Raw genomic sequence first — 23051 nt, 5'->3', positions numbered from 1 at the left:
AGAAAGCGTAAACATGTTATGATATCAGTATCAGATGTCTGACATCTGACTTAGAAAAAACTAGAAATGTTTTTGAATCGTTTCAAGTAAACGAAATAGGTTAGAAAATGATTTAAAGAAGTACTGTTTGACAATGAGAATTCTTTTGGATAACAGTTTCACTTTATAGCGTTTTGAACATACTACAAGAAGTAGAACTGAACTTATAGGAGGTCGCAGTTATGAATAAATATAAACGTATATTCCTAGTCGTAATGGACTCTGTGGGAATCGGTGAAGCACCAGATGCTGAGCAATTTGGTGATCTAGGATCTGACACAATTGGTCACATTGCTGAACATATGAATGGGTTACAAATGCCTAACATGGTGAAATTAGGTCTTGGTAACATTCGAGAAATGAAAGGTATCTCTAAAGTAGAGAAACCACTTGGATATTACACAAAAATGCAAGAGAAATCTACTGGTAAAGATACAATGACAGGTCACTGGGAAATCATGGGCCTTTACATTGATACACCATTCCAAGTGTTCCCGGAAGGATTCCCGAAAGAATTACTTGATGAATTAGAAGAAAAAACAGGCCGTAAAATTATCGGTAATAAGCCAGCTTCTGGAACTGAGATTCTTGATGAACTTGGTCAAGAGCAAATGGAAACAGGCTCTTTAATCGTTTATACTTCTGCTGATAGCGTATTGCAAATTGCAGCACACGAAGAAGTAGTGCCACTTGATGAGTTATATAAAATCTGTAAAATTGCACGTGAATTAACATTAGATGAGAAATACATGGTAGGTCGTGTTATTGCTCGTCCATTCGTTGGTGAACCTGGAAACTTTACACGTACACCAAACCGTCATGACTATGCATTAAAACCATTCGGCCGTACAGTAATGAATGAATTAAAAGATAGTGACTACGATGTAATTGCTATCGGTAAAATCTCTGATATCTATGATGGTGAAGGGGTAACTGAATCACTTCGTACGAAGTCTAACATGGATGGAATGGATAAGCTTGTAGATACATTAAATATGGACTTTACAGGTCTTAGCTTCTTAAACTTAGTTGACTTTGATGCATTATTCGGCCACCGCCGTGATCCACAAGGATACGGAGAAGCTCTGCAAGAATATGATGCACGTCTTCCAGAAGTATTCGCAAAACTAAAAGAAGATGATCTATTATTAATTACAGCAGACCACGGTAATGATCCAATTCACCCTGGTACTGACCATACACGTGAATATGTACCATTATTAGCATATAGCCCAAGCATGAAAGAAGGCGGACAAGAGTTACCACTTCGTCAAACATTTGCTGATATTGGTGCAACAGTAGCAGAAAACTTCGGTGTGAAAATGCCAGAATACGGAACAAGCTTCTTAAACGAGCTAAAGAAATAGGGGGATAAACAAATGAATCGTGAACTTATTACAAAATCAGCTTCATACTTAAAAGAGAAATTTCAAGAGACACCACAAGTAGGACTAATCCTTGGGTCAGGACTAGGTGTATTAGCAGACGAAATTGAGAACGCAGTAACAGTACCTTACAGTGAAATCCCTGAATTCCCAGTATCAACTGTAGAAGGCCATGCAGGTCAACTAGTATTTGGTACACTTCAAGGTGTAACAGTAGTAGCAATGCAAGGACGTTTCCACTTCTATGAAGGATACGACATGCAAAAAGTAACATTCCCAGTTCGTGTTATGAAAGAACTAGGTGTAGAAACAGTAGTTGTAACAAACGCAGCTGGTGGTGTAAATACATCATTTGAGCCAGGCGATCTTATGTTAATTTCAGATCACATTAACTTCATGGGTACGAATCCATTAATCGGACCAAATGATTCTGAAATGGGCGTACGTTTCCCTGATATGTCTACATCATATACAGTAGAACTTCGCGAAATGGCGAAACAAGTTGCAGCAGACTTAAATATTAAAGTACAAGAAGGTGTATACGTAGGAATGACAGGTCCTGTATATGAAACACCTGCTGAAATTCGTATGCTTCGTACACTTGGCGGAGATGCAGTTGGTATGTCAACAGTACCTGAAGTAATTGTAGCGCGTCATGCTGGTATGAAAGTATTAGGTATTTCTTGTATTTCAAATATGGCAGCTGGTATTTTAGATCAACCACTTCACCACGATGAAGTAATTGAAACGACAGAACGTGTTAAAGCTAACTTCTTAGCATTAGTAAAAGCAATCGTAAAACAAATGAAGGGGTGACTTCACAATGAGAATGGTGGACCTAATTGCAAAAAAACGTGACGGACATGCATTAACGACAGAAGAAATTAACTTTATTGTTGAAGGATATACGAATGGTAATATTCCTGATTATCAAGTAAGTTCACTTGCAATGGCAATTTTCTTCCAAGATATGAACGATCAAGAGCGTGCGGATTTAACGATGGCAATGGTAAATAGCGGTGATACAATCGACTTATCAGCTATTGAAGGTGTAAAAGTAGATAAGCATTCAACAGGTGGTGTTGGTGATACAACGACACTTGTATTAGGTCCATTAGTAGCTGCTTTAGATGTACCAGTAGCGAAAATGTCTGGACGCGGCTTAGGACATACTGGTGGTACAATTGATAAATTAGAAGCAGTTCCAGGATTCCATGTGGAAATTGAAAACGATGAATTCATGCGTCTTGTAAATGAAAATAAAATCGCTGTTATCGGCCAAAGTGGTAACTTAACACCTGCTGATAAAAAGCTATATGCACTTCGTGATGTAACAGCAACAGTAAACTCAATTCCGCTTATTGCAAGTTCGATTATGAGTAAAAAAATTGCTGCTGGTGCAGATGCAATTGTTCTTGATGTAAAAACTGGGGCAGGTGCATTTATGAAAACGGATGAAGATGCAAAACGTTTAGCAGAAGCAATGGTACGCATCGGTAATAACGTTGGTCGTAATACGATGGCAGTTATTTCTGATATGAGTCAACCACTCGGTGAAGCTATCGGTAACGCATTAGAAGTTCAAGAAGCAATTGATACATTACAAGGTAAAGGGCCGAAAGATTTAGAAGAGCTATGTTTAACACTTGGAAGTCAAATGGTGTACCTTGCTGGACAAGCTTCATCTTTAGAAGATGCACGTGAAAAGCTAATTGAAGTAATGAACAACGGAAAAGCACTAGAATCATTTAAAACGTTCTTATCAGCGCAAGGCGGCGACGCATCTGTTGTTGATGACCCTTCTAAATTGCCACAAGCACAATTTAAAATTGAAGTGGAAGCGAAAGAAGACGGATATGTATCAGAAATCGTTGCAGACGAAATCGGAACAGCAGCAATGCTTTTAGGAGCAGGACGTGCAACGAAAGAGTCTGAAATTGATTTAGCAGTTGGTCTAATGCTGCGCAAAAAAGTAGGCGATAGCGTGAAGCAAGGTGAATCTCTTGTTACAATTTACGCAAACCGCGAAAATGTTGAAGATGTAAAAGCGAAAATTTATGAGAACATGAAGATCTCTAAAGAACACGTAGATGCACCAACTTTAGTACACGGTATCGTAACGAAGTAATAAAAAAAGCTGAGGAGATTTCTCCTTGGCTTTTTTTACTATTTTTTGTTTATAATAATAATGGGTGAAATTATGATTAGAATTTGTGCAGTAACAAAAACAGATGAAGTATTATATGATGTTTCTCTAGAAGAAACAAAGAAAGACCATATTGTATGGTATTGGCTAGATTTATATAAGCCAACGAAAGAAGAGTATACATATATTCTGCAAGACCATTTTAAGTTCCATCCCCTTGCAATTGAAGACTGTATAGAATATGTACAGAGGCCAAAAGTTGATTTTTATGATGGATATAACTTTTTAGTTCTTCATGCATTTGGGGAAGATGGACTAGAACCGCACGAAATCGATTTATTTATTAGTGATCGTTATATTGTTTCTTTCCACTTTTCTCATAACAATGCAATCGAAAGAGTATGGAAAACACTTGGAGAAAAGAAGCGTATTAAAAATAGTCCTTTACACGTAGCTCATACAATTATCGACCAAATTGTAGATGACTATTTTGCGCCTGTATATTACATTGAGGATCATTTAAATGCAATTGATGATAATTTAACGGGGGAGACAGCAGGAAGTGTATTAGAAGAGGTATTTGATATACGTGCAGATTTATCAAAGCTAAGGCGTACAATCATTCCGATGCGTGATTTATTATATCGTATTTTAAATTCGACTCGTTTTTACGGTATAAGCGATCATGAAATTTACTTTAAAGATATACATGATCATTTGCTTAAACTAACAGAAATGATTGAGGCAAGCCGAGAGTTAACAGCAGATATTCGGGATAGTTATTTTTCATTAAACTCACATCATATGAATAACATTATGAAAACATTAACTGTATTCTCGACTATTTTCATGCCATTAACATTTATTGCGGGAGTATATGGAATGAACTTTACGCATATGCCAGAGCTTGGTGGACAATATAGTTATTTTATTTGTCTACTTATCATGGCACTAATTGGCGGGGGAATGATGGCCTGGTTTTATAAAAAAGGATGGTTTAAGTAAAAAAACACCGAGGATTTCCTCGGTGTTTTTTCTTAACCAATAGCATGTAATACAAACATAGCTAAGAATAAGCATGTAATGATATACATAGATGGTGCGACTTCTTTACGCTTTCCAAGAGCAACTTTTAAGATAGGGTAAGCAATAAATCCGAACGCAATGCCATCAGCGATACTATATGTGAGCGGGATCATAACGATAATTAAGAATGCTGGAAATCCTTCTGAAAAGTCATTCAGAGGAATTTGTTGAATGCTTGTAATCATTAGACCGCCAATAATAATTAAGATTGGTGCAATGGCACTATCAGGAATTAATTTGACAAATGGAAGAGCAAACAGTGATGCAAAGAATAGCAACCCAGTAACGATAGACGTCAGACCTGTCTTACCACCTGCAGTAATACCTGCGGCACTTTCTACTGTTGAAACGGTAGGACTTGTGCCAAATAGACCACATGTCATTGCTGAAATTGCATTGGCTTGGTAAGCACGTGGGAATTTACGATCATCTTCTAATAAACCGTGCAGAAGTCCCATATTCTCAAAAATAAGCACCATGCTTAAAGAGAATGTTGCAATCCAAAATGGTAAGGAGGAAAGTTTCTCAAATGACATAGCTCCAAACACATCACCGTAATTAGCGAATGAGAATGAACTATTTCCCACTTGACTCGTATCCACAAGACCAAATAGCCATGCGATACCAGTTCCTATTGCAATCGTCCATAAAAAGTTTCCACGTACGTTGCGAATAAATAATACAAGTGCAATGATAAGAGTAAGTAATGTCGCAAGAACGACAGGATTACTTAATTTCCCCATTGCCACAGCAGTATTTGGGTTCGAAACGACTAAACCACCTTTTTGCAATCCGATAAACGCTAAAAATAATCCGATGCCGACAGTAATCGCTTCCTTTAATGACTTTGGAATTGATACTGATAGCACGCGAGCGATTGGTGTAAAAGCGGCAATTGCAAAAATAATACCAGAGATAAAGACAGCAGCCAAAGCTTCTTGCCAAGTTAGTCCAAGCGTATGCACAGCTGTGTACGTAAAGAATGCATTTACACCCATACCCGGGACAAGAATAGCAGGTGCATTTGCCCAAAATGCCATGAGTAGACATCCGACAAATGAACTAAAAACAGTTGCTAAAATTCCAGCTTCAAGAGGAATGCCAGCATCTGATAAGATTGACGCATTTACAATCATAATATATACGATTGTGAAAAATGACGTAACTCCAGCTAAAACTTCTTGTTTTGGTGATGTTTCGTGTAAACCTAATTTAAATGTTCTTTCAAGTATTCCTTTCATGTTAAACCTTCTTTTTCATATCCCTCTCCCACCCGTGATATCTCTTTTGTAAGAGCTCACCGTTCTTTATTATATCAGAACATCATGTTTTTACAACAAGTAAAATGATAACGTTTACTTATAAAGAGAATTCGTTATAAATACGTAAAAATAGCCCGTATGGATGAAATGATTTCTAATTCACCCGATTGAATGGGCGGGGCTGCTTGTGCATGTAAAGTAGCATAAGACGTAACCTCCCTTGGTAATTGGGCAGATTCTTCAACGAATGAGAGGGGAACAGGATTAATATTTAAATTATATGTACTCGCAATAGCACGAGCTTTTTCTACTGCTTGGTGCAGAGCTTGAATGAGAGCTTGCTCATAATATTTATTTGGATGAGATACTCGGAAACGTAAACCTTTTGCTACATTTGCGCCATTTGAAACGGCTATATCATATACTTCCCCAGCTTTTTGTACATTTAAAACGGTAATTTCATACAAATGCTCCACGCGGTATCCTTGTAGCAATGCTTTATCATTTACATATTCGTATTGAGGAGTGATCGTATAAGAAATCGTTTCTATATCTTTATCGGCAATACCAAGCTGTTTAAGTGCATCCAGCAATTGTTTGGATTGCACTGCATTTTCTTCTTGAGCCTGTTTTACATTTTTATCATCTGTTCGAATGCCAAGCGTTAATATAACAACATTCGGTTTTGCTTTGACAATGCCTTCGCCTTGTACAGTAATAGTAGCTTCTTTACCAGTATTAGCAGTGCGTACGTTGTGTAAATAAGGATTCATTCCACCCTGCATTTTCCATCACCATCCTTTTTATATGTATATGTGTGAACAAAAAAGAAATTTATATGAAAAAAGTTACATAAATGAGAATGTTGAGGAAAGAAAGCATATACAACATAGGTATTTATAGATTATAATATGTGTAAATATGATAAAAAAGGGACGAGGCTATTGAACGAAAAAAGAGAAACGCTGATTTTAGATTTATCTGCATCATTTCGAAAAATGATACGTTTATTACAAAATGATATTAATACACGTTTTGCAGAACATATGCCATATAATGAATTTTCTGTATTACGTGCGTTATTTTTAAAGAGTCCACAGATGGCTTCGCAAATTGCGAGTGAAGTAAACGTAACCTCCAGTCATATTACAGCTGTTACAGATCGTCTCGTACGAAAAGGATTAGTAGAAAGAAAACGTTCTAATTCAGATCGTCGAATCGTGTACTTAGAAATTACAGAGCACGGAAGAGAAGTAACTGAAAAACTTGAAGCTGTGCGTAAAGAATATTATAAAGAGAGATTTAAAGGTTGGAGCGACCAAGAAATAGAAATGGTCTTAGAACTATTTGGCCGCGTATTATAATAAATGAGGATAGGAAGCGAAAGCATTCCTATCCTTTTTCTTTTGAATAAAAATATTTTGAAAATCTGATACTTTAATTAAAAGATCGGAGGAAAGATTATGAAATATATTGCTGCACTTACCATTTTATTTGGTGGTTTTTTCTATTTTCAAACATTCACGTACGCAGATACGCCTATCCAAGTGGTGCGAAAAGAAGTGAAGTATATTGAAAACGACAATACAGTTTTATATTCGAAATTATGGGTTCGTTCTATGCAAAACGCAGTATTATTCCACCATAGCGATAATATTCGTAATCAGGACACATTACGTAATGTAACAAGTTCATCGCTTGTTAAAGCGAAGCAACTATCTTTTCAGAAAGCGGCCCTCTATATACCGAGATTATCGCAATACGTATCAAAAATAGGAAAAGAAAACATTCAAGTGTACTACATTGCGATTCACTATAATGTGAAAAAACAAAATGCATATCAACTAGATGGCATGAACTATTTTCTACAAGTATTCGTGAAAGAGCGTGGGGAATGGAAAATTGCCGAAAGTATAGTTGCACCGACAGAGCAAATTGTGCAAAATGGTGATGGATTTGGGATGAAAGAAGAGATGGTGTATGGGGATAGGAGAGAGAATGTGAAATAACCTCCTTCAAAAGGAGGTTATTTCACACGCCAAGAAAATTTTAATAAGCGAGATAATAGTAGGTAGACTATCGTACTGGTCCCTATAAAACCAATATAATAATTTAAGATAGAATCACTTCCGCCCGCTGCCATTCCTCCAAACATTCCAATAAAGATTACACAACATATCATACATAGTGTTTTAAGCTTCGGATATAATAGGAAGTTTCCGTTTTGTTCATTAGGTGATCTTGTATATAAGTACATTCCTAAAGGGAATAGAATAAGTATATTTGCAATTGGACCGGTAAGTTTTGTTGCTGAAGGAATATACGTAAAATTAGGTTCATCATGACGTACGCCTTGTTGATCAGTATAAGCACGTTGAGGATCGTAATTAAAATTAATAGTGAATCCGCGAACGGGCGCTAAAATACTCATTTTTTCTATTACTGAACCGTAACGATCTATATTATCCTCCGTATAGACGGTATGATTGGAAGTAAGTCCAACCGTATGAATAGAAATAGCTCCGGCAATTAGAGTCGGCAAAATAAAAGGGAATCCAAGTATAGCAACACTGAAGAATCCTTGTGAAATCATATTACCAGCAATGGTTCCTATGCATAATGCAAGTGTGTATATAGCAATTAAGATGATAAACATGTATAAGAAATAGGTATGAAATGGTGAAAATATTTGATACTTATTATGAAAAGTAGTCTTTTTCATAATAGCAAAAAGTCCCCAATTCAATATAACGATAGCTACAATATTACACACACCAAAAAGCCATTTTGTCATGAAGAGATGTTTCCGTTTAAATGGCATAGACCATAAAATGTCACTTGATTGATTTTGACGCTCCCATCCAATAAGAATGCAGGCTAATATAATAAGGAGTCCTCCTTGAACTATGATAGCATCGGGAAGTGAAAGGTGATAATTGTACCGGTATATATATTTCCATTCATTATGTTCATGTAAATGTTTTAGTTGCTCGGCAGCTGCTAAATAGTATTTATATGATAGTACATAAAAACTTACTAACCAAAATAGCCAAACAGTATATTTACTTTGTTTATAGGTATGCACCCATAATGCTTTTTGAAACATAGGATCTCTCCTTTAAAAAACTTTATAGTTTGTAAGACGTGATAATATAAAATAAGTGACGATTCCAAATAAAAAGAATCCAACATAGTAACTAAATAATAAATCAAAACGTTTTAACATTTGCCCACCTATTAATGCAAAATAAAAGGTAGTACCCCACATCCAGAGTGAGTTGTATTTTGGAAAAAGGAAAATTTTCTTATTATGTTCATTAGGTGATCTTGCATAGAGAAACATCCCGATAAGTAAACTGAAAATTGTATAGAAGATAGGAACAAGTATTATTTTTGCAGAGTAATAACTATGAAAAGTAGGTCCCCTTTGTATTACTTTTCCATGATCTTCATCTGATTGGACAGTAGGGTGGTAATTATAACTAATTGAAAAGTCTAATATAGCGCTTGAAATGTTGGTCTTTTTATTGAATTTATAAATGTTTTCGAAATTCGTATAACTTTTATTCCCCTGTATTGCCTCAGCGTGAGCTGTAAAGAAAAGGAGTAAGAGTGAAAAGATTCCCATTCCCATTATGCAAAAAGTAATGCTGAAGATGCTTTGTGAAATAATACTACCAGTAAATGTACCTATACATAAAGAGACAGTATAGATAGCGATATATGTGAAAATTGCATACAGGAAATATCGATGAAACGGTTCGAAAGATTGATATTCAAAGTGAATCGTAGATTTATAAATAAAATACATAAGACCCCAATTGATTAGAAATGATAGTACAATGAAAAATCCACCGAAAACCCATTTCGATAAGAACATATCACGTCTTTTAAATGGAAATGTCATAAGTGAATCTCCATTTTGATTACTTCGCTCCCAGCCAATTAATATACAGGATAGGATAATTGTAATAATACCTAACCAAAAGCTATTAGAAGAATAAAAAGAATAATGATAGTAGAACTTTTCTTCACCTATTTTTTCTGGATGGAGAAAGAGAGACTGTTGAGTTTCTGCTGCTTGATAGTATTCGAAAGATAAAAAATAAAGTGAACTGAAGAGAAAAAGTAACGCAGCATATTTCCCGCGCTTCCAATTCCACATCCACAACGCCTTATGAAACATACCCATCCTCCTCCAGTGTCGTAACGAAGACATCTTCAAGTGACATTGTTAATTCTTCAATGAGTATAGGTTGCTCTTTATAAAACTTCTCCAGTGTTGTAGCTACATTTCCCTCAATTAAGATTGTATATACTTTTCCCGTTTGGTTTAATATTTTAATATTGCTTAAGTTTTCTAGTTTTTGAGGTAATGAGCGTTCATAGGCTACTTGGATTTTAGCAAATTGTGATTTTGCATCGTCTAATGATGTAATAGAAGATACGGTATGTCCTTTTAACATAATAATTGTATCTGCAATTTGTTCTACTTCATCTAAATGGTGAGTGGAGATGGAAATGGTAATTTCTTTTTCTGCAACTTCTCCAACGAGAAACTGTAAAATCTGTCTTTTAACGATAGGATCCAGCCCGTTTGTTGGTTCATCTAAAATAATATATTCTGCCTGTGCAGCAACAGCTAAAATGATGGCAAGCAGTGCTTTCATTCCTTTTGAATAACTACGAATTCGTTTGTTTGGTAAGTTAAAACGTTCTAACAGTTCATAGAAATATGCTTCATTAAATGCGGTATAAACTTCTTTATAAAACTTTACGATTTCTTTTATCGTATAGCCGTTCAGTATATTAGTAGAATCAGGAACATATACAATTTTTTGCTTTATTTCAGGAAACTGATGAATGTTTGTATCTTCATATGTAACAGTTCCCTCGTCTGGGTCTAAAATACCGACCATCGTTCGCAATAAAGTTGTTTTTCCCGCGCCGTTTCTTCCGAGTAATCCGATGATACTCCCTCTTTGCAATGTGAAAGAAACATCGTCTAAAATTGTTTGATTATCAATTGTTTTCTTCAAGTTTGTCACTTTCAACATCCGCATTCCCTCCAATCTCTTTATAGTATGAATCTATCCAATCATGAATTTTATCTTTCGTAACACCAAGATAAGAGGCTTCTAATAGTAATTGATGAAATTGCTTTTCAACCATAGCGATTTTCCTTTCGTCTAATGTTGGGGTAATCGATTGAGATACAAATGTTCCTTTTCCTCGTAACGTTTCAATAATTCCTTGTCGCTCTAACTCTTGATACGCTTTACTCACTGTATTTGGATTTATAACGAGTAAAGAAGCGAGTTCGCGTACAGAAGGAAGTTTATCACTTGGAGCCAACATGTTTTTCAATACGAGTTCTTTTATATTTTGAACAATTTGTTCCCATATCGGAGTGTTGCTTCTTGGATCAAGTTGAATATGCAAGAGCAATGTCTCCTTCCTCATATGTATTAAGTGTACTACTTCGTGTAATACACTTAATACAATATAGGGGATGAATGTGTTTGTCAACTGAAAATGTTAGAAAAATTTGGTATTAAAAAAGAGTAAATTGGAAAAAATAGGTCTGATATAGAATGGAGGGTTAGTCATGAAGCGAGTTTTTGGAATACTTGTTTGTTTCATGTTATTGCTTTCTGGAACTTCAGTGAGTTTCGCACAATCTGAGAAAACGAAGCAGGAGAAAACAGAAGAAACAACACCGAAGTTAGCGGAACAAGCGTCGTCAGCAATCGTAATTGAGCAAGATACAGGTAAAGTTTTATTTGATAAAAACCCAAATGAAAAATTACCACCTGCTAGTATGACAAAGATTATGACAATGCTTTTAATTATGGAACAAGTTGAAAAAGGAAAACTAAAACTGACCGATAAAGTTAGAGCGAGCGAACATGCAGCTTCAATGGGTGGATCGCAAATCTTTTTAGAACCTGGGGAAGAGATGACTCTAAATGAGATGTTAAAGGGTATTGCAATTGCATCTGGAAATGACGCATCTGTTGCAGTAGCCGAGCATATCGCAGGTTCAGAAGAAGGATTTGTAAATATGATGAACAAAAAGGCGAAAGATCTAGGGCTGAAAAATACACATTTTCAAAACCCGACAGGTCTTCCGGCTAAAGACCATTATTCCACAGCAAATGATATGGCTATAATGGCGAGAGAATTGATGAAGTATCCACTTATTCGTAAATACACAGGTAAGTACGAAGATTATTTACGTGAAGATACGGATAAAAAGTTTTGGCTCGTTAATACGAATAAGCTAGTACGTTTTTATCCTGGCGTAGATGGAGTAAAAACAGGTTTTACGACAGAAGCGAAATATTGTTTAACAGCATCGGCTCAAAAAAATGGCATGCGTGTCATTTCAGTTGTCATGGGAGCACCAACATCAAAAGAACGGAACAACCAAGTGACGAAGCTTCTTGACTATGCATTTGGACAATATACGACAAAGAAATTGTATACGCGCGGCGAAAAAATTAAGACAGTTCAAGTAGGGAAAGGGAAAAAAGAAAAAGTAGATTTAGTTGCATCAGATAATGTTTCTCTTCTTATGAAGAAGGGCGAGAATATGGACAAGGTAAAACAAGAAGTAATTGCTGAAAAGAAAGTAAAAGCACCGATTAAAAAAGGTGACGCGCTTGGTACACTTGTTATTAAAAAAGATAAAGATGTTTTATTAAAACAAACAATTGTAGCAAAAGAAGATGTTGCTGCAGCGAGCTGGTGGGAGCTATTTAAAAGAAGTTTTGGGATGTTTTCAACATCAAAATAGCGGCAAATATTTTGCCGCTTTTCTATTCGTATGTAAGTGAATAATGCTGAAAGGTTTCACTTTATGACGAAATAGTTCTTCTTTTGTCAGCAGGAAGGATTCTTATTTTGTATCACGAAAATCTTTATGTATGTGAAAAAGTAAAGTTTGAGCATAAGGAGGAAATCGTGTGAGTCTTTCCATGCAATTAGAAGTGAAACGTGACGTCCTATGTGTGAGACTAGAGGGTGAATTAGATCATCATACGGCTGAAGAGTTGCGAACGAAAGTAACAGATATGATTGAGACACATGGTGTTCATCATATTGTTTTGAGCCTAGAGAACTTATCGTTTATGGATAGTTCTGGTCTAGGTGTTATATTAGGCCGATATAAACACGTAAAGGGATTAGGTGGAGAAATGGTTGTTTGTGCAATTTCACCGCCTGTTAAGCGTTTATTTGAAATGTCGGGCTTATTCAAAATCGTTCGCTTAGAAGAAAGTGAAGCGCACGCGCTCGCGACGTTGGGGGTGGCATAGATGAGAAATGAAATGAACCTTCAATTTTCAGCATTAAGTCAAAATGAATCGTTCGCTCGCGTTACAGTGGCGGCTTTCATTGCACAACTAGATCCAACGATGGAAGAATTAACGGAGATTAAAACAGTTGTGTCAGAAGCGGTTACAAATGCAATTATTCATGGATACGAAGGAAATGCAGAAGGTATTGTTTATATTTCTGTAATTTTGGAAGAAGCAATGGTGAAACTCACGATTCGAGATGAAGGGATTGGAATCTTTAACTTAGATGAAGCGAGACAACCCCTTTTTACAACTAAACCTGAATTAGAGCGTTCCGGAATGGGATTTACTATCATGGAAAATTTTATGGATGAAGTAGAAGTTATTTCAAACGAATCTTTCGGGACAACAATCCATTTGACAAAATACTTATCAAATAGTAACGCTCTATGCAATTAAGGAGAATAGCCTATGGACATAGAGGTCAAAAATGAGAAGAAGAAACCTCAGTTAAAGGACCACGAGCTAAAAGCGTTAATTCAAAAAAGTCAAGATGGAGATCAACAGGCAAGAGATACAATCGTTCAAAGTAATATGCGTCTTGTTTGGTCGGTTGTACAGCGGTTTCTTAATCGAGGATACGAACCAGACGATCTATTTCAAATTGGATGTATTGGGCTCTTAAAATCGGTAGATAAATTTGATTTATCTTTCGACGTGAAATTTTCAACATATGCAGTTCCCATGATTATTGGAGAGATACAACGTTTTTTACGTGATGATGGATCAGTGAAAGTTAGTAGGTCTTTAAAAGAAACAGGGAACAAAATTCGAAAGATGAGAGATGAGCTTTCGAAAGAGTTCGGAAGGGCTCCAACGATTAATGAAGTGGCAGAGGCACTAGAACTAACGCCAGAGGAAGTTGTTCTAGCGCAAGAAGCGAGCCGTGCTCCTTCATCTATACATGAAACTGTATATGAAAACGACGGCGATCCAATCACTATTTTAGATCAAATTGCAGATCAATCTGAAACGAAATGGTTCGATAAAATTGCTTTAAAAGAAGCGATTAGAGAACTAGATGAACGAGAGCGCTTAATTGTATACTTGCGTTACTATAAAGATCAAACACAGTCAGAAGTAGCAGAGCGCATAGGCATTTCACAAGTACAAGTTTCAAGACTTGAAAAGAAAATATTAAAACAGATGAAAGATCGAATAGACGAATAATTGTCTATTCGATTTTTTTATGCCGTTAATAGGAGAGGGATGTTAATTTTCGAAAAAATTAACAGAATTTATTGATAATTTAGTCAATTTAAAATATAATCCAAGTATGAACTTGTCATAAAGGGGGAAGGAAACATGGAAACGAGGCAACAATGGGGAACGAGAGCTGGATTTATTTTCGCAGCGGTCGGATCTGCCGTTGGATTAGGAAACATATGGCGTTTTCCTTATACAGCGTATGAAAATGGAGGAGGAGCATTCTTTTTACCGTACTTATTTGCATTATTAACGACTGGTATTTCATTGTTAGCGTTTGAGTTTGCCCTTGGTCATCGTCATCGTGGTTCAGCACCACTTACATTTTTCCGTATTAGCCCGCGTGCCGAATTTATTGGATGGTGGCAAATGTGCGTAACATTTATCGTTTCAACATATTATGCAGTGATTATTGCTTGGTCTATATCGTATACATACTTTGCAATTACTGGAGCATGGGGAAAAGACACGCAATCATTTTTATTTAAAGAGTACTTACATGTTGCAGATAAGCCAGGACAATTTGGAGGACTTGTACCGGAAGTATTAATTCCGTTAGCTCTCGTTTGGATTATTGTGCTTGGCGTTGCATTTAAAGGAGTTAAAAAAGGAATCGAAGTGGTTAACCGTATATTTATTCCTTTATTAGTTGTTATGTTCCTTATTATCGTCGTTCGTGCAGTGACGATGGAAGGTGCTATGCAAGGACTAGATGCATTCTTTAAACCAGATTGGAGTCGTATTTTTGATGGGAAAGTATGGCTTGCTGCTTATGGTCAAATATTCTTTAGTTTATCTTTAGCATTTGGAATTATGATTACTTATTCTAGTTATTTACCGAAAAACTCGGATACAACAAATAATGCCTTTATTACTGGATTTGCAAACTCAGGATTTGAATTATTAGCAGGTATTGGGGTCTTTGCAGCTCTTGGGTTTATGGCAAATAATATGGGAGTACCGGTTGATAAAGTAGCAAGTGCTGGCGTTGGGCTTGCGTTCGTAGTGTTTCCGCAAATTATTAATGAATTACCGATGTCACCGTTGTTTGGTGTATTATTTTTCTTATCGTTAACGGTTGCTGGAATCACATCACTTATTTCACTCGCGGAAGTATGCTTTGCTGCTGTGTCTGAAAAATTCAGTTTAAGTCGGGAAAAAACCATTGGAATTATGGGAACCCTTCTCGTGTTAGTTTCTCTTGCTTTTGCAACACGTGGTGGGCTTATGTTCTTAGATGTTGTCGACTATTTCGCTAATAATTTCGGATTAATTACAATTGCACTTGCGGAAGTAGTGACGATAGGGCTCATTTTACGTCGTTTACCAGTTTATCAAAATCATGCAAACTTTGTATCTGACATTAAATTAGGAACGTTTTGGAGAGTGAGTTTACTCGTTATTACTCCGCTTATGTTAGGGTATATGCTAATTGATGGTACAATCCAAAATATTAAAAAGAACTACGGAGATTATCCGACTGAGTTTGTTGTAACGTATGGTTGGTCGATAGCAGTAGCCTTCCTTATTGTTGCGCTAATTATTAGTCTAAAGAAATGGGATGCACAAATACATTCGGATTCTGCAAAGCTTGAAAAAGAATGGAAAGATCGAGGTGTTTCATAATGAGTGGATCAGCGATTATGATGATGGTTATTGGAATCGTAGTCATTTGGGGAGGGCTTGCATTAAGTATTGCAAACTTATTTAAGAAAAAGGCATAAGTAAAAACATCTGTACCGAAATGGTGCAGATGTTTTTTTATGAAAAAATTGTATTAGAAAAAAATTCAATAACCATACTACAACTACGAGGAAGAGTGAAGGGGTGAATGAAAGTTGGAACAAACGATTTATATTAAAATGCGCAATCGTTTAAAAGTTTCTCCTACTTATGAAGTAAAGCTGGGTGATGTTGCTCAACTTGCCGGAGATTCTTCCGTAGTTGAGTTGTTACAAAATGAGATAGTTTACAAAATAACAGTGCATGATAAGACTCATGTTGTAATTGATGTTATGAAAGTAATTGAGATTATTCAACAGAAAGCATCTCATGTACAAATTAATTTACTCGGTTCTGGACAAACTCTTGTTGAAATTATATACGAAAAAAAGAAGGCACAACCAATTTTTTTCGGACTTGTATGGTTGTTACTTTTCATTGGAGCGGCCCTTGCGATCATTTATTTCCATGAAGATGTAAGTATGCAACAAGTACATCAACGGTTATATTACATGATTACTGGAGAATTTAATGCGCAACCACTTTTATTTCAAATTCCTTATTCTTTAGGCCTTGGCTTAGGAATGGTTTTATTCTTTAATCATGTATTTCAAAAACGAATTAATGAAGAGCCAAGTCCGCTAGAAGTTGAGATGTTTCAATACCAACAGTCACTTGATCAATATGTAATCGTTAATGAAAACAAGGATAATATGAAACAACTTACCGATGATTGAGTCTGGATTTGTTATTTTAATTGGTTTAGCTGGAGGGATTGCGGTAGGTAGCGGATATGTCGCATTTTTAGCTGTACTTGGTATAATCCCCCGTTTAGCTCAATTAACGAGAAGTGGAAAGCATATTCAATATTTTGAGTGGGCGGTCATTGCAGGTACGTTAACAGGGGCTTGGTGCAGTTTGAAAAATATTACATTTCAAACGTCGCAATATTGGCTCGTTATATTAGGGATATTTTGTGGCACGTTCATCGGAATGCTTGCTGCGGCATTAACAGAGGTGTTAAATGTTCTACCTATTTTAGCGAAACGAGTAGGGGTAGAGGGGAAGATTATTGTTTTACTCGTTGCTCTTGTACTTGGGAAAGTAATAGGGTCGTTGTTTCACTGGATTTATTTCGTAAGGTAGGAGGCAGTATATAAATGACAAGTCAGAAATTGAAGGATGATTACATAAATAAAGTGAAGAAGTATCATCCAAAGCCAAACTATTTACTAAATTGTATCAAAGCATTTCTTGTAGGTGGACTCATTTGCACAGTTGGAGAAGTATTGATGAAATTGTATATACATTATTTTCACTTCAGTGAACAAGAGGCAGGAAACCCAACTGTTGCAACTCTTGTTTTAGTATCAGCGATTTTAACAGGATGTGGTGTATATGATAAAATCGGTCAATTTGCTGGAGCAGGATCAGCGGTACCGGTAACAGGATTTGCAAATTCTATGGCGAGCGCTGCCTTAGAACATAAGAGCGAAGGGGTTGTTCTAGGGATTGCTACAAATATGTTTAAATTGGCAGGAAGTGTGATTGTATTTGGAGTTGTTGGTGCATATATCATTGGGTTAATAAGGTATACCTTTAAAATTTTTATGTCTTAAAGGAGGGGCTAGTATGAGGTTGACCGGAAAACAAACGTGGGTATTTCAAAATGATATATATGTAAATGCAACGGGCACTGCTGTCGGTCCGAAAGAAGCTGAGGGCCCTCTTGGAAAAAAATTTGATATTTCATATGATGACTTACATTGTGGAGAGGAAAATTGGGAGCTCGCCGAACGAAGGTTAATGTCGGACTCAATTCAACAAGCAGTGCAAAAAGGGAATATAAAAACATCGCAAATTGATTTCTTTTTAGCGGGAGATTTATTAAATCAAACAGTGACAGCGAATTATGTTGCGCGTAAGTGGGGTATTCCTTTTTTAGGAATGTTTAGCGCTTGTGCGACGTCTATGGAGACTTTAGCAGTTGGCTCAGCTTTTATAGACGGTGGATTTGCAAATCGTGTCTTAGCTACAGTAAGTAGTCATAATGCAACGGCTGAAAGACAATTTCGCTATCCAACAGAGTACGGTGGACAAAAGCCAGGGACAGCAAATTCAACTGTGACTGGTGCAGGATCTATATTAATTAGTAATGAAAAAAGTGCAATTAAAATTACGGCGGCTACAATCGGAAAAGTGCAAGATTTAGGAATCACAAATCCTTTGGACATGGGGGCAGCGATGGCTCCAGCAGCAGCTCATACAATTCAACAGCATTTTGAAGATTTGAGAAGAAGTGCTGATGACTATGATTTGATTGTTACGGGTGATTTATCAGCTGTTGGGACGCCGATTGCGAAACAACTTTTACTTGAGGAAGGTTATGATCTTGGGCATATATACAATGATTGTGGATTGATGATTTATGAATCAAGTCAAGAAGAAGTGTTTGCAGGTGGTAGTGGTTGCGCTTGTTCAGCGGTTGTCACATATGGTCATTTATTACACGAGATGCAAAAAGGGAATTTACAACGAATTTTTGTCGTTGCGACTGGTGCATTATTAAGCCCGATGATGATGCAACAGAAAGAGACGATTCCAACAATTGCACATGGTGTTGTATTTGAGAGAGTTAAAGGAGAGTGAATTGTGGACTTTATATACGCATTTCTTGTAGGTGGAGCTATTTGTGTAATTGGGCAACTATTGTTAGATTTCGCAAAGTTAACACCAGCTCATTTAATGGCAACTTTTGTAGTCATCGGAGCAATATTAGATGGATTTGGCTTGTACGATAAACTAATAAAGTTTGCAGGTGCTGGAGCCACAGTCCCTATTACAAGTTTTGGACATTCACTATTGCACGGAGCAATGCATGCAGCAGAAAAACATGGATATTTAGGAATTGGTATTGGCATGTTTAGTTTAACGTCTGCGGGCATTTCCGCAGCGATATTGTTTTCATTTTTTATAGCACTTATATGTAAACCGAAAGGATAAATCAAATGAGACGAAGGGTTGTTTTGGTCACAGATGGAGATGAATATGCAAAGCGGACAATTGAGCTTTTAACGAAGGAATTTGGGGGTAGGTGTATTTCAGCATCACAAAGTAATCCAACCAAATTGACAGGGAAAAAAGTTGTTGAGCTTATTATGCAAACGCCATATGACCCTGTATTTGTCATGTTTGATGACAGTGGATTTATTGGAGAAGGATCTGGTGAAAAGGCTTTAAAATATGTGGCTACCCATAAACAAATTGATGTGCTTGGCATTTTAGCAGTAGCGTCTAATACGCATCATTGGGAATGGGCACGCGTAGATGTAAATGTAGATCGGAACGGGAACTTAACCGAATATGGTGTGGATAAATTTGGACTTCCAGATGGTGAAATTGGCAGAATTAGCGGAGATACAATTTATTGTTTAGACGATTTGAATGTTCCTGTCATCGTTGGAATTGGTGATATTGGTAAGATGTGTGGAAATGATGAATGGGAGAGAGGATCACCAATTACAAAAAAAGCAATTCAATTAATTTTGGAAAGGAGTGGATTTTATGACGAAGCCTAAAAAAGTGGATATCCCAATTTCATCTTTCATAAGTGATAATGAAAATTACTTAAAGCAAACAGCTGGACTGGGTGTTACATACGATGTTGGCATTCGTAAATTTCAAATTTTAAATAAAGAAATTGGTGTGTTGTTTGTAAATGGACTCTGTGATACGAATTATATTATCCCTATTTTAGAAGAAGCGGTGGATACAAATGAAATAAGGGATGTAGAAGAAGATACAGTGAAGCTTCTAGAGAATCGTTTAATTCATCAACAAGTAAGTAAAGTGAAAACGATGGATGAGGTAATGCTCCAAGTATTATCAGGACTCATCGTTATATTTGTGGAAGGTGAAACGGAAGCGTTCGCAATAGATGTTCGTAGTTATCCAGGGCGGACTCCGACAGAACCAGATACAGAAAAGGTTGTACGTGGTGCAAGGGATGGGTTTGTTGAAAATATCGTTGTAAATACAGCGTTAATTCGTAGAAGAATACGTGACCCACGTCTTCGAAATGAAATGATTAGAGTAGGAGATAGATCGCAAACGGATATTTGTATTACGTATGTACAAGATGTTGCAAATCCGGATTTAGTTAAGATTATAAAACAAGAATTAAATAACATCGATGTCGATGGAATTACGATGGCTGATAAAACAGTGGAAGAATTTGTTGTAAAGCAAAGCTATAACCCATTCCCACTTATTCGATATACAGAAAGACCAGATGTAGCAGCAAATCATTTATTAGAAGGACATGTGTTAGTACTAGTAGATACATCACCGAGTGCTATGATTACTCCAACAACATATTTCCACCACTTACAGCATGCAGAAGAGTTTAGACAAAATCCGGCTGTCGGGACATTTTTACGCTGGGTACGCTTTTTAGGTGTCTTATTCTCCTTATTTTTACTACCGTTTTGGTTAGTGTTTGTATTTGACCCAACTCTTTTACCAGAAAATCTTGCTTTCATCGGACCGACTAAGATGACGCATTTACCAATTTTATTACAGGTAATAATGGCAGAGGTCGGACTTGAATTTCTAAGGATGGCAGCCATTCATACTCCAACGCCGTTATCGTCTGCAGCAGGATTAATTTCTGCCATATTAATTGGTCAAATAGCAATCGATGTAGGTTTGTTTGTACCAGAAGTTATTTTGTATGTTGCGGTTTCTATGATCGGTGCATATGCAACACCGAGTTATGAATTAGGACTCGGAAATAAGGTTGGAAAATTGTTTGTTATTATTTTGACAGGTCTCTTCCAGGAGATGGGATTTGTAATTGGTATGACGATATTAATTTTATTTTTAACGTCTATAAAAAGTTTACAAACACCTTATTTATGGCCGTTTTTACCATTTGATTGGGGCGCGTTAACAAAAATTTTACTCCGTCCAACGATGTCTAGTTTAAAAGTACGACCAAGTATTGTAAGACCTCAAAATGTAAAAAGACAAAAATAAACGGGATTATACACCCGTTTATTTTTTTTTAGCAAAAATTTATTATTTTTTAACAAAAATCAAACATTTTTTGTGTACACTTAGAGTAGATATTGTGTATGGAAGGGGAAGAGGACATGATTAAATTATTTGTAAGTGATTTAGATGACACGCTCGTTTACGATGTGAATCATATGCAAAAAGAAGATGAACGTGCGCTGTGTTGGTTAGCTGAGAAAGGGACAAATATTTGTTTTGCCTCTGGACGTTTTACACACAGAATTGATGAAGTTGTAAAAAGGTTTTCATTCCCATATTACACAACTGGCTTAAATGGAGCGACAATGTTACTTCCGGATGGGAATTTATTTCATGAATCGAGTTTTGAAAATACGGTTGCCCAGGAAATATATCAATATATACATAAAAAAGGACTAGCGGATATTGTTTGTGGAAATGAGCAGCGATATACAAAAAGGAAGAATGAACATCACCATAAGTTTGAAGCGTATATGGGCGTGCATATTGCTGAAATTGAAGCGTTAGAAGAAGAGTTTGGTAAGACTGTACACCCTGCAAAATTGTTTGTTTTTGGAGAAGAAGAGAAAATTGTGACGTTAGATCAAGAGCTACGAGATACGTTTCAAGGCGAAGCGGAAGTTTTTATATCAGGTAAACGCTATGTTGATATTATGCCAAGAGGGGTGAGTAAGGGGAGTGCTCTAAAGCGACTAATGGACCATTTGCAAATTGAAGCAAATGAAGTTGCTTGTATTGGAGATTCTTTCAATGATATTTCTATGTTTGAAGTAACCCCGCATTCATTTACTCTTCATCATGCCCATCCATATGTAAAGGAGAAAGCAAATCATATAGTGCGTTCGGTTGAAGAGGCTGTTATGAAATTACCGTTACTTGTATAAAAAAGAAGCCCGTCACTGACGGGCTTCTTTTTACTTGAATAAAGATTTAACAAAATCAATGATACTTGAGAAGAAATCTTTCACTTTATCTAGAAAACTTTGTCCTTCTTCAGAACCTAAGAAGGCAGAAACGTGTTCTTTTGCTTTGTTTAATTGACTACCAACTTGATTCCAATCAATATTAAGATTTTTCATTTTATCAAATAACGATACTAAGTTATCTAACTGTTCATCTGTCAATGTAATGCCGAGTTGATCAGCAATTTTTTTAATTAATGAACGTAAATCTTCTGTTGTTTTTGGCTGTTCTTTTGCAATTTCTTCTTTAATTTTTGCAACAAGTTGAACTGCTTTTTCTTCACCAATTTTATCACCAAGCTGGGCTGTTTGTACCATTTCTTCATTCGCTACTTTTTTAACTTCTTCAGGAATTTGTTTATTGGACGCAGTTTCGTATGCTTTCATTAATCCAGTTAAAGCTGCAGTTCCTGAAACTTTAAAAGGTGCAGTAATTTGAATTTCTGCATCTTTTACACCTGCTGTAATCAAAGCGTTAGTGTACATTGCATCTGTTACCCAGTTAATGTTCTTTGATCGTACAATAAGACCAGATCCTGGTTTTGTGTATGTAATCATAGAAGAAGAAATTGCTCTCGTACCAATTTGTGCTTTTGGAACAATGCCTTCTAGAAATTTATGTTCTTCCGCATTAGATACAGTAATAATTGTAGCATCTTTCGGTGCTTTCATTTCTTTTAACAGATCTTGTTTTTGTTGTTCAGATAAGTTCTCTCCTAATGTAACAATTGATTCTCCCTCGATGATGTCTGCAAACGAAGCTGTTGGCATCATAAATACCGTTACAGCTAATAGCAGAGCTAGTAATTTCGTTTTCACGAAAAATC

Annotated in this window: 27 protein-coding genes; 20 read left to right on the top strand and 7 right to left on the bottom strand. The window is 36.3% G+C overall.

Annotated elements, in window-relative coordinates:
* The first annotated feature begins 221 nt into the window (after positions 1-221).
* Genes deoB through corA form a run of 4 tightly spaced genes read left to right on the top strand, consistent with a single transcriptional unit; the run spans position 222 to position 4575 of the window.
* The gene (gene deoB, locus AXW78_RS19455; RefSeq protein WP_001046079.1) at positions 222-1406 is read left to right on the top strand and encodes a phosphopentomutase; all 1185 of its coding nucleotides are present in this window, start codon (positions 222-224) and stop codon (positions 1404-1406) included.
* A 12-nt stretch (positions 1407-1418) separates the two neighbouring features.
* Positions 1419-2240, top strand: a complete 822-nt coding sequence (locus AXW78_RS19450) for a purine-nucleoside phosphorylase (protein ID WP_001078446.1) — start codon at positions 1419-1421, stop codon at positions 2238-2240.
* Between the two features lie 7 nt (positions 2241-2247).
* A complete protein-coding gene (locus tag AXW78_RS19445; protein WP_001243086.1) occupies positions 2248-3552 on the top strand; it encodes a pyrimidine-nucleoside phosphorylase in 1305 nt (434 codons plus the stop codon).
* A gap of 60 nt (positions 3553-3612) precedes the next feature.
* A complete protein-coding gene (corA, locus tag AXW78_RS19440; RefSeq protein WP_002000765.1) occupies positions 3613-4575 on the top strand; it encodes a magnesium/cobalt transporter CorA in 963 nt (320 codons plus the stop codon).
* A gap of 32 nt (positions 4576-4607) precedes the next feature.
* On the opposite strand, the gene AXW78_RS19435 is transcribed toward corA, so the two are convergent.
* Positions 4608-5897: an NCS2 family permease gene (locus AXW78_RS19435; protein ID WP_000676239.1), complete on the bottom strand. Its 1290-nt coding sequence runs from the start codon at positions 5895-5897 to the stop codon at positions 4608-4610.
* Positions 5898-6031: 134 nt separating this feature from the next.
* On the bottom strand, positions 6032-6703 hold the full coding sequence (locus tag AXW78_RS19430) for an SIMPL domain-containing protein (RefSeq protein WP_001161437.1): 672 nt from the start codon (positions 6701-6703) through the stop codon (positions 6032-6034).
* A gap of 159 nt (positions 6704-6862) precedes the next feature.
* On the opposite strand from AXW78_RS19430, the gene AXW78_RS19425 reads away from it, so the two are divergent.
* On the top strand, positions 6863-7282 hold the full coding sequence (locus tag AXW78_RS19425) for a MarR family winged helix-turn-helix transcriptional regulator (protein WP_001003305.1): 420 nt from the start codon (positions 6863-6865) through the stop codon (positions 7280-7282).
* Positions 7283-7381: 99 nt separating this feature from the next.
* Positions 7382-7927, top strand: coding sequence for a hypothetical protein (locus AXW78_RS19420; protein WP_061884545.1), 546 nt, complete (start codon positions 7382-7384; stop codon positions 7925-7927).
* 17 nt (positions 7928-7944) lie between these two features.
* On the opposite strand, the gene AXW78_RS19415 is transcribed toward AXW78_RS19420, so the two are convergent.
* Genes AXW78_RS19415 through AXW78_RS19400 form a run of 4 tightly spaced genes read right to left on the bottom strand, consistent with a single transcriptional unit; the run spans position 7945 to position 11360 of the window.
* Positions 7945-9024 (bottom strand): ABC-2 transporter permease, encoded by a 1080-nt coding sequence (locus tag AXW78_RS19415; protein ID WP_000486565.1) that lies wholly within the window; start codon positions 9022-9024, stop codon positions 7945-7947.
* Between the two features lie 12 nt (positions 9025-9036).
* Complete coding sequence (locus AXW78_RS19410; RefSeq protein WP_000468524.1) at positions 9037-10104, bottom strand: ABC transporter permease; 1068 nt, start codon at positions 10102-10104, stop codon at positions 9037-9039.
* Complete coding sequence (locus AXW78_RS19405) at positions 10094-10975, bottom strand: ABC transporter ATP-binding protein (RefSeq protein WP_061884544.1); 882 nt, start codon at positions 10973-10975, stop codon at positions 10094-10096. The genes AXW78_RS19410 and AXW78_RS19405 overlap by 11 nt, the downstream gene beginning before the upstream one ends.
* A complete protein-coding gene (locus AXW78_RS19400) occupies positions 10941-11360 on the bottom strand; it encodes a GntR family transcriptional regulator (protein WP_000548037.1) in 420 nt (139 codons plus the stop codon). The genes AXW78_RS19405 and AXW78_RS19400 overlap by 35 nt, the downstream gene beginning before the upstream one ends.
* 166 nt (positions 11361-11526) lie before the next feature.
* Between AXW78_RS19400 and dacF the strand changes: the two genes are divergently transcribed.
* The 14 genes from dacF to AXW78_RS19330 all read left to right on the top strand — a co-directional run bounded on the left by dacF (position 11527) and on the right by AXW78_RS19330 (position 22146).
* On the top strand, positions 11527-12717 hold the full coding sequence (dacF, locus tag AXW78_RS19395) for a serine-type D-Ala-D-Ala carboxypeptidase DacF (RefSeq protein WP_000831991.1): 1191 nt from the start codon (positions 11527-11529) through the stop codon (positions 12715-12717).
* Between the two features lie 169 nt (positions 12718-12886).
* Positions 12887-13237 (top strand): anti-sigma F factor antagonist, encoded by a 351-nt coding sequence (gene spoIIAA / locus AXW78_RS19390; protein ID WP_000059135.1) that lies wholly within the window; start codon positions 12887-12889, stop codon positions 13235-13237.
* Positions 13238-13678 carry an anti-sigma F factor gene (gene spoIIAB, locus AXW78_RS19385; RefSeq protein ID WP_001243398.1) on the top strand — a complete coding sequence of 147 codons (441 nt, stop codon included), beginning with the start codon at positions 13238-13240 and terminating at the stop codon, positions 13676-13678. It abuts the gene before it with no gap.
* Between the two features lie 12 nt (positions 13679-13690).
* Positions 13691-14449 (top strand): RNA polymerase sporulation sigma factor SigF, encoded by a 759-nt coding sequence (gene sigF / locus AXW78_RS19380; RefSeq protein WP_000350729.1) that lies wholly within the window; start codon positions 13691-13693, stop codon positions 14447-14449.
* A gap of 135 nt (positions 14450-14584) precedes the next feature.
* Complete coding sequence (locus tag AXW78_RS19375; RefSeq protein ID WP_000450085.1) at positions 14585-16111, top strand: sodium-dependent transporter; 1527 nt, start codon at positions 14585-14587, stop codon at positions 16109-16111.
* On the top strand, positions 16111-16209 hold the full coding sequence (locus AXW78_RS19370) for a methionine/alanine import family NSS transporter small subunit (RefSeq protein WP_000016826.1): 99 nt from the start codon (positions 16111-16113) through the stop codon (positions 16207-16209). Before AXW78_RS19375 ends, AXW78_RS19370 begins: the two co-directional genes overlap by 1 nt.
* Positions 16210-16323: 114 nt before the next feature.
* Positions 16324-16944: a stage V sporulation protein AA gene (locus tag AXW78_RS19365; protein WP_000438370.1), complete on the top strand. Its 621-nt coding sequence runs from the start codon at positions 16324-16326 to the stop codon at positions 16942-16944.
* Positions 16937-17353 carry a stage V sporulation protein SpoVAB gene (spoVAB, locus tag AXW78_RS19360; protein WP_000572937.1) on the top strand — a complete coding sequence of 139 codons (417 nt, stop codon included), beginning with the start codon at positions 16937-16939 and terminating at the stop codon, positions 17351-17353. The genes AXW78_RS19365 and spoVAB overlap by 8 nt, the downstream gene beginning before the upstream one ends.
* A 14-nt stretch (positions 17354-17367) precedes the next feature.
* Positions 17368-17826: a stage V sporulation protein AC gene (gene spoVAC / locus AXW78_RS19355; protein ID WP_000203814.1), complete on the top strand. Its 459-nt coding sequence runs from the start codon at positions 17368-17370 to the stop codon at positions 17824-17826.
* A gap of 13 nt (positions 17827-17839) precedes the next feature.
* On the top strand, positions 17840-18856 hold the full coding sequence (spoVAD, locus tag AXW78_RS19350) for a stage V sporulation protein AD (RefSeq protein ID WP_001241159.1): 1017 nt from the start codon (positions 17840-17842) through the stop codon (positions 18854-18856).
* 3 nt (positions 18857-18859) lie between these two features.
* A complete protein-coding gene (gene spoVAE / locus AXW78_RS19345; RefSeq protein ID WP_000345907.1) occupies positions 18860-19210 on the top strand; it encodes a stage V sporulation protein AE in 351 nt (116 codons plus the stop codon).
* Positions 19211-19215: 5 nt separating this feature from the next.
* Positions 19216-19785: a stage V sporulation protein SpoVABEA gene (locus AXW78_RS19340; protein ID WP_001254412.1), complete on the top strand. Its 570-nt coding sequence runs from the start codon at positions 19216-19218 to the stop codon at positions 19783-19785.
* Positions 19772-21244 (top strand): spore germination protein SpoVAF, encoded by a 1473-nt coding sequence (gene spoVAF / locus AXW78_RS19335; protein ID WP_000165589.1) that lies wholly within the window; start codon positions 19772-19774, stop codon positions 21242-21244. The genes AXW78_RS19340 and spoVAF overlap by 14 nt, the downstream gene beginning before the upstream one ends.
* A 98-nt stretch (positions 21245-21342) precedes the next feature.
* Positions 21343-22146, top strand: a complete 804-nt coding sequence (locus tag AXW78_RS19330; RefSeq protein WP_061884543.1) for an HAD family hydrolase — start codon at positions 21343-21345, stop codon at positions 22144-22146.
* A gap of 30 nt (positions 22147-22176) precedes the next feature.
* Here the strand turns inward: AXW78_RS19330 and AXW78_RS19325 are convergent, their stop codons facing one another.
* Positions 22177-23043: a DUF1002 domain-containing protein gene (locus tag AXW78_RS19325; RefSeq protein ID WP_000850515.1), complete on the bottom strand. Its 867-nt coding sequence runs from the start codon at positions 23041-23043 to the stop codon at positions 22177-22179.
* Between the last annotated feature and the right edge of the window lie 8 nt (positions 23044-23051).

The sequence above is a fragment of the Bacillus thuringiensis genome (assembly GCF_001595725.1).
Classification (GTDB): Bacteria; Bacillota; Bacilli; order Bacillales; family Bacillaceae_G; genus Bacillus_A; species Bacillus_A thuringiensis_K.
The sequence above is the reverse complement of the archived record's forward strand: the minus strand, read 5'-3'. Positions and strand labels throughout refer to the sequence as shown.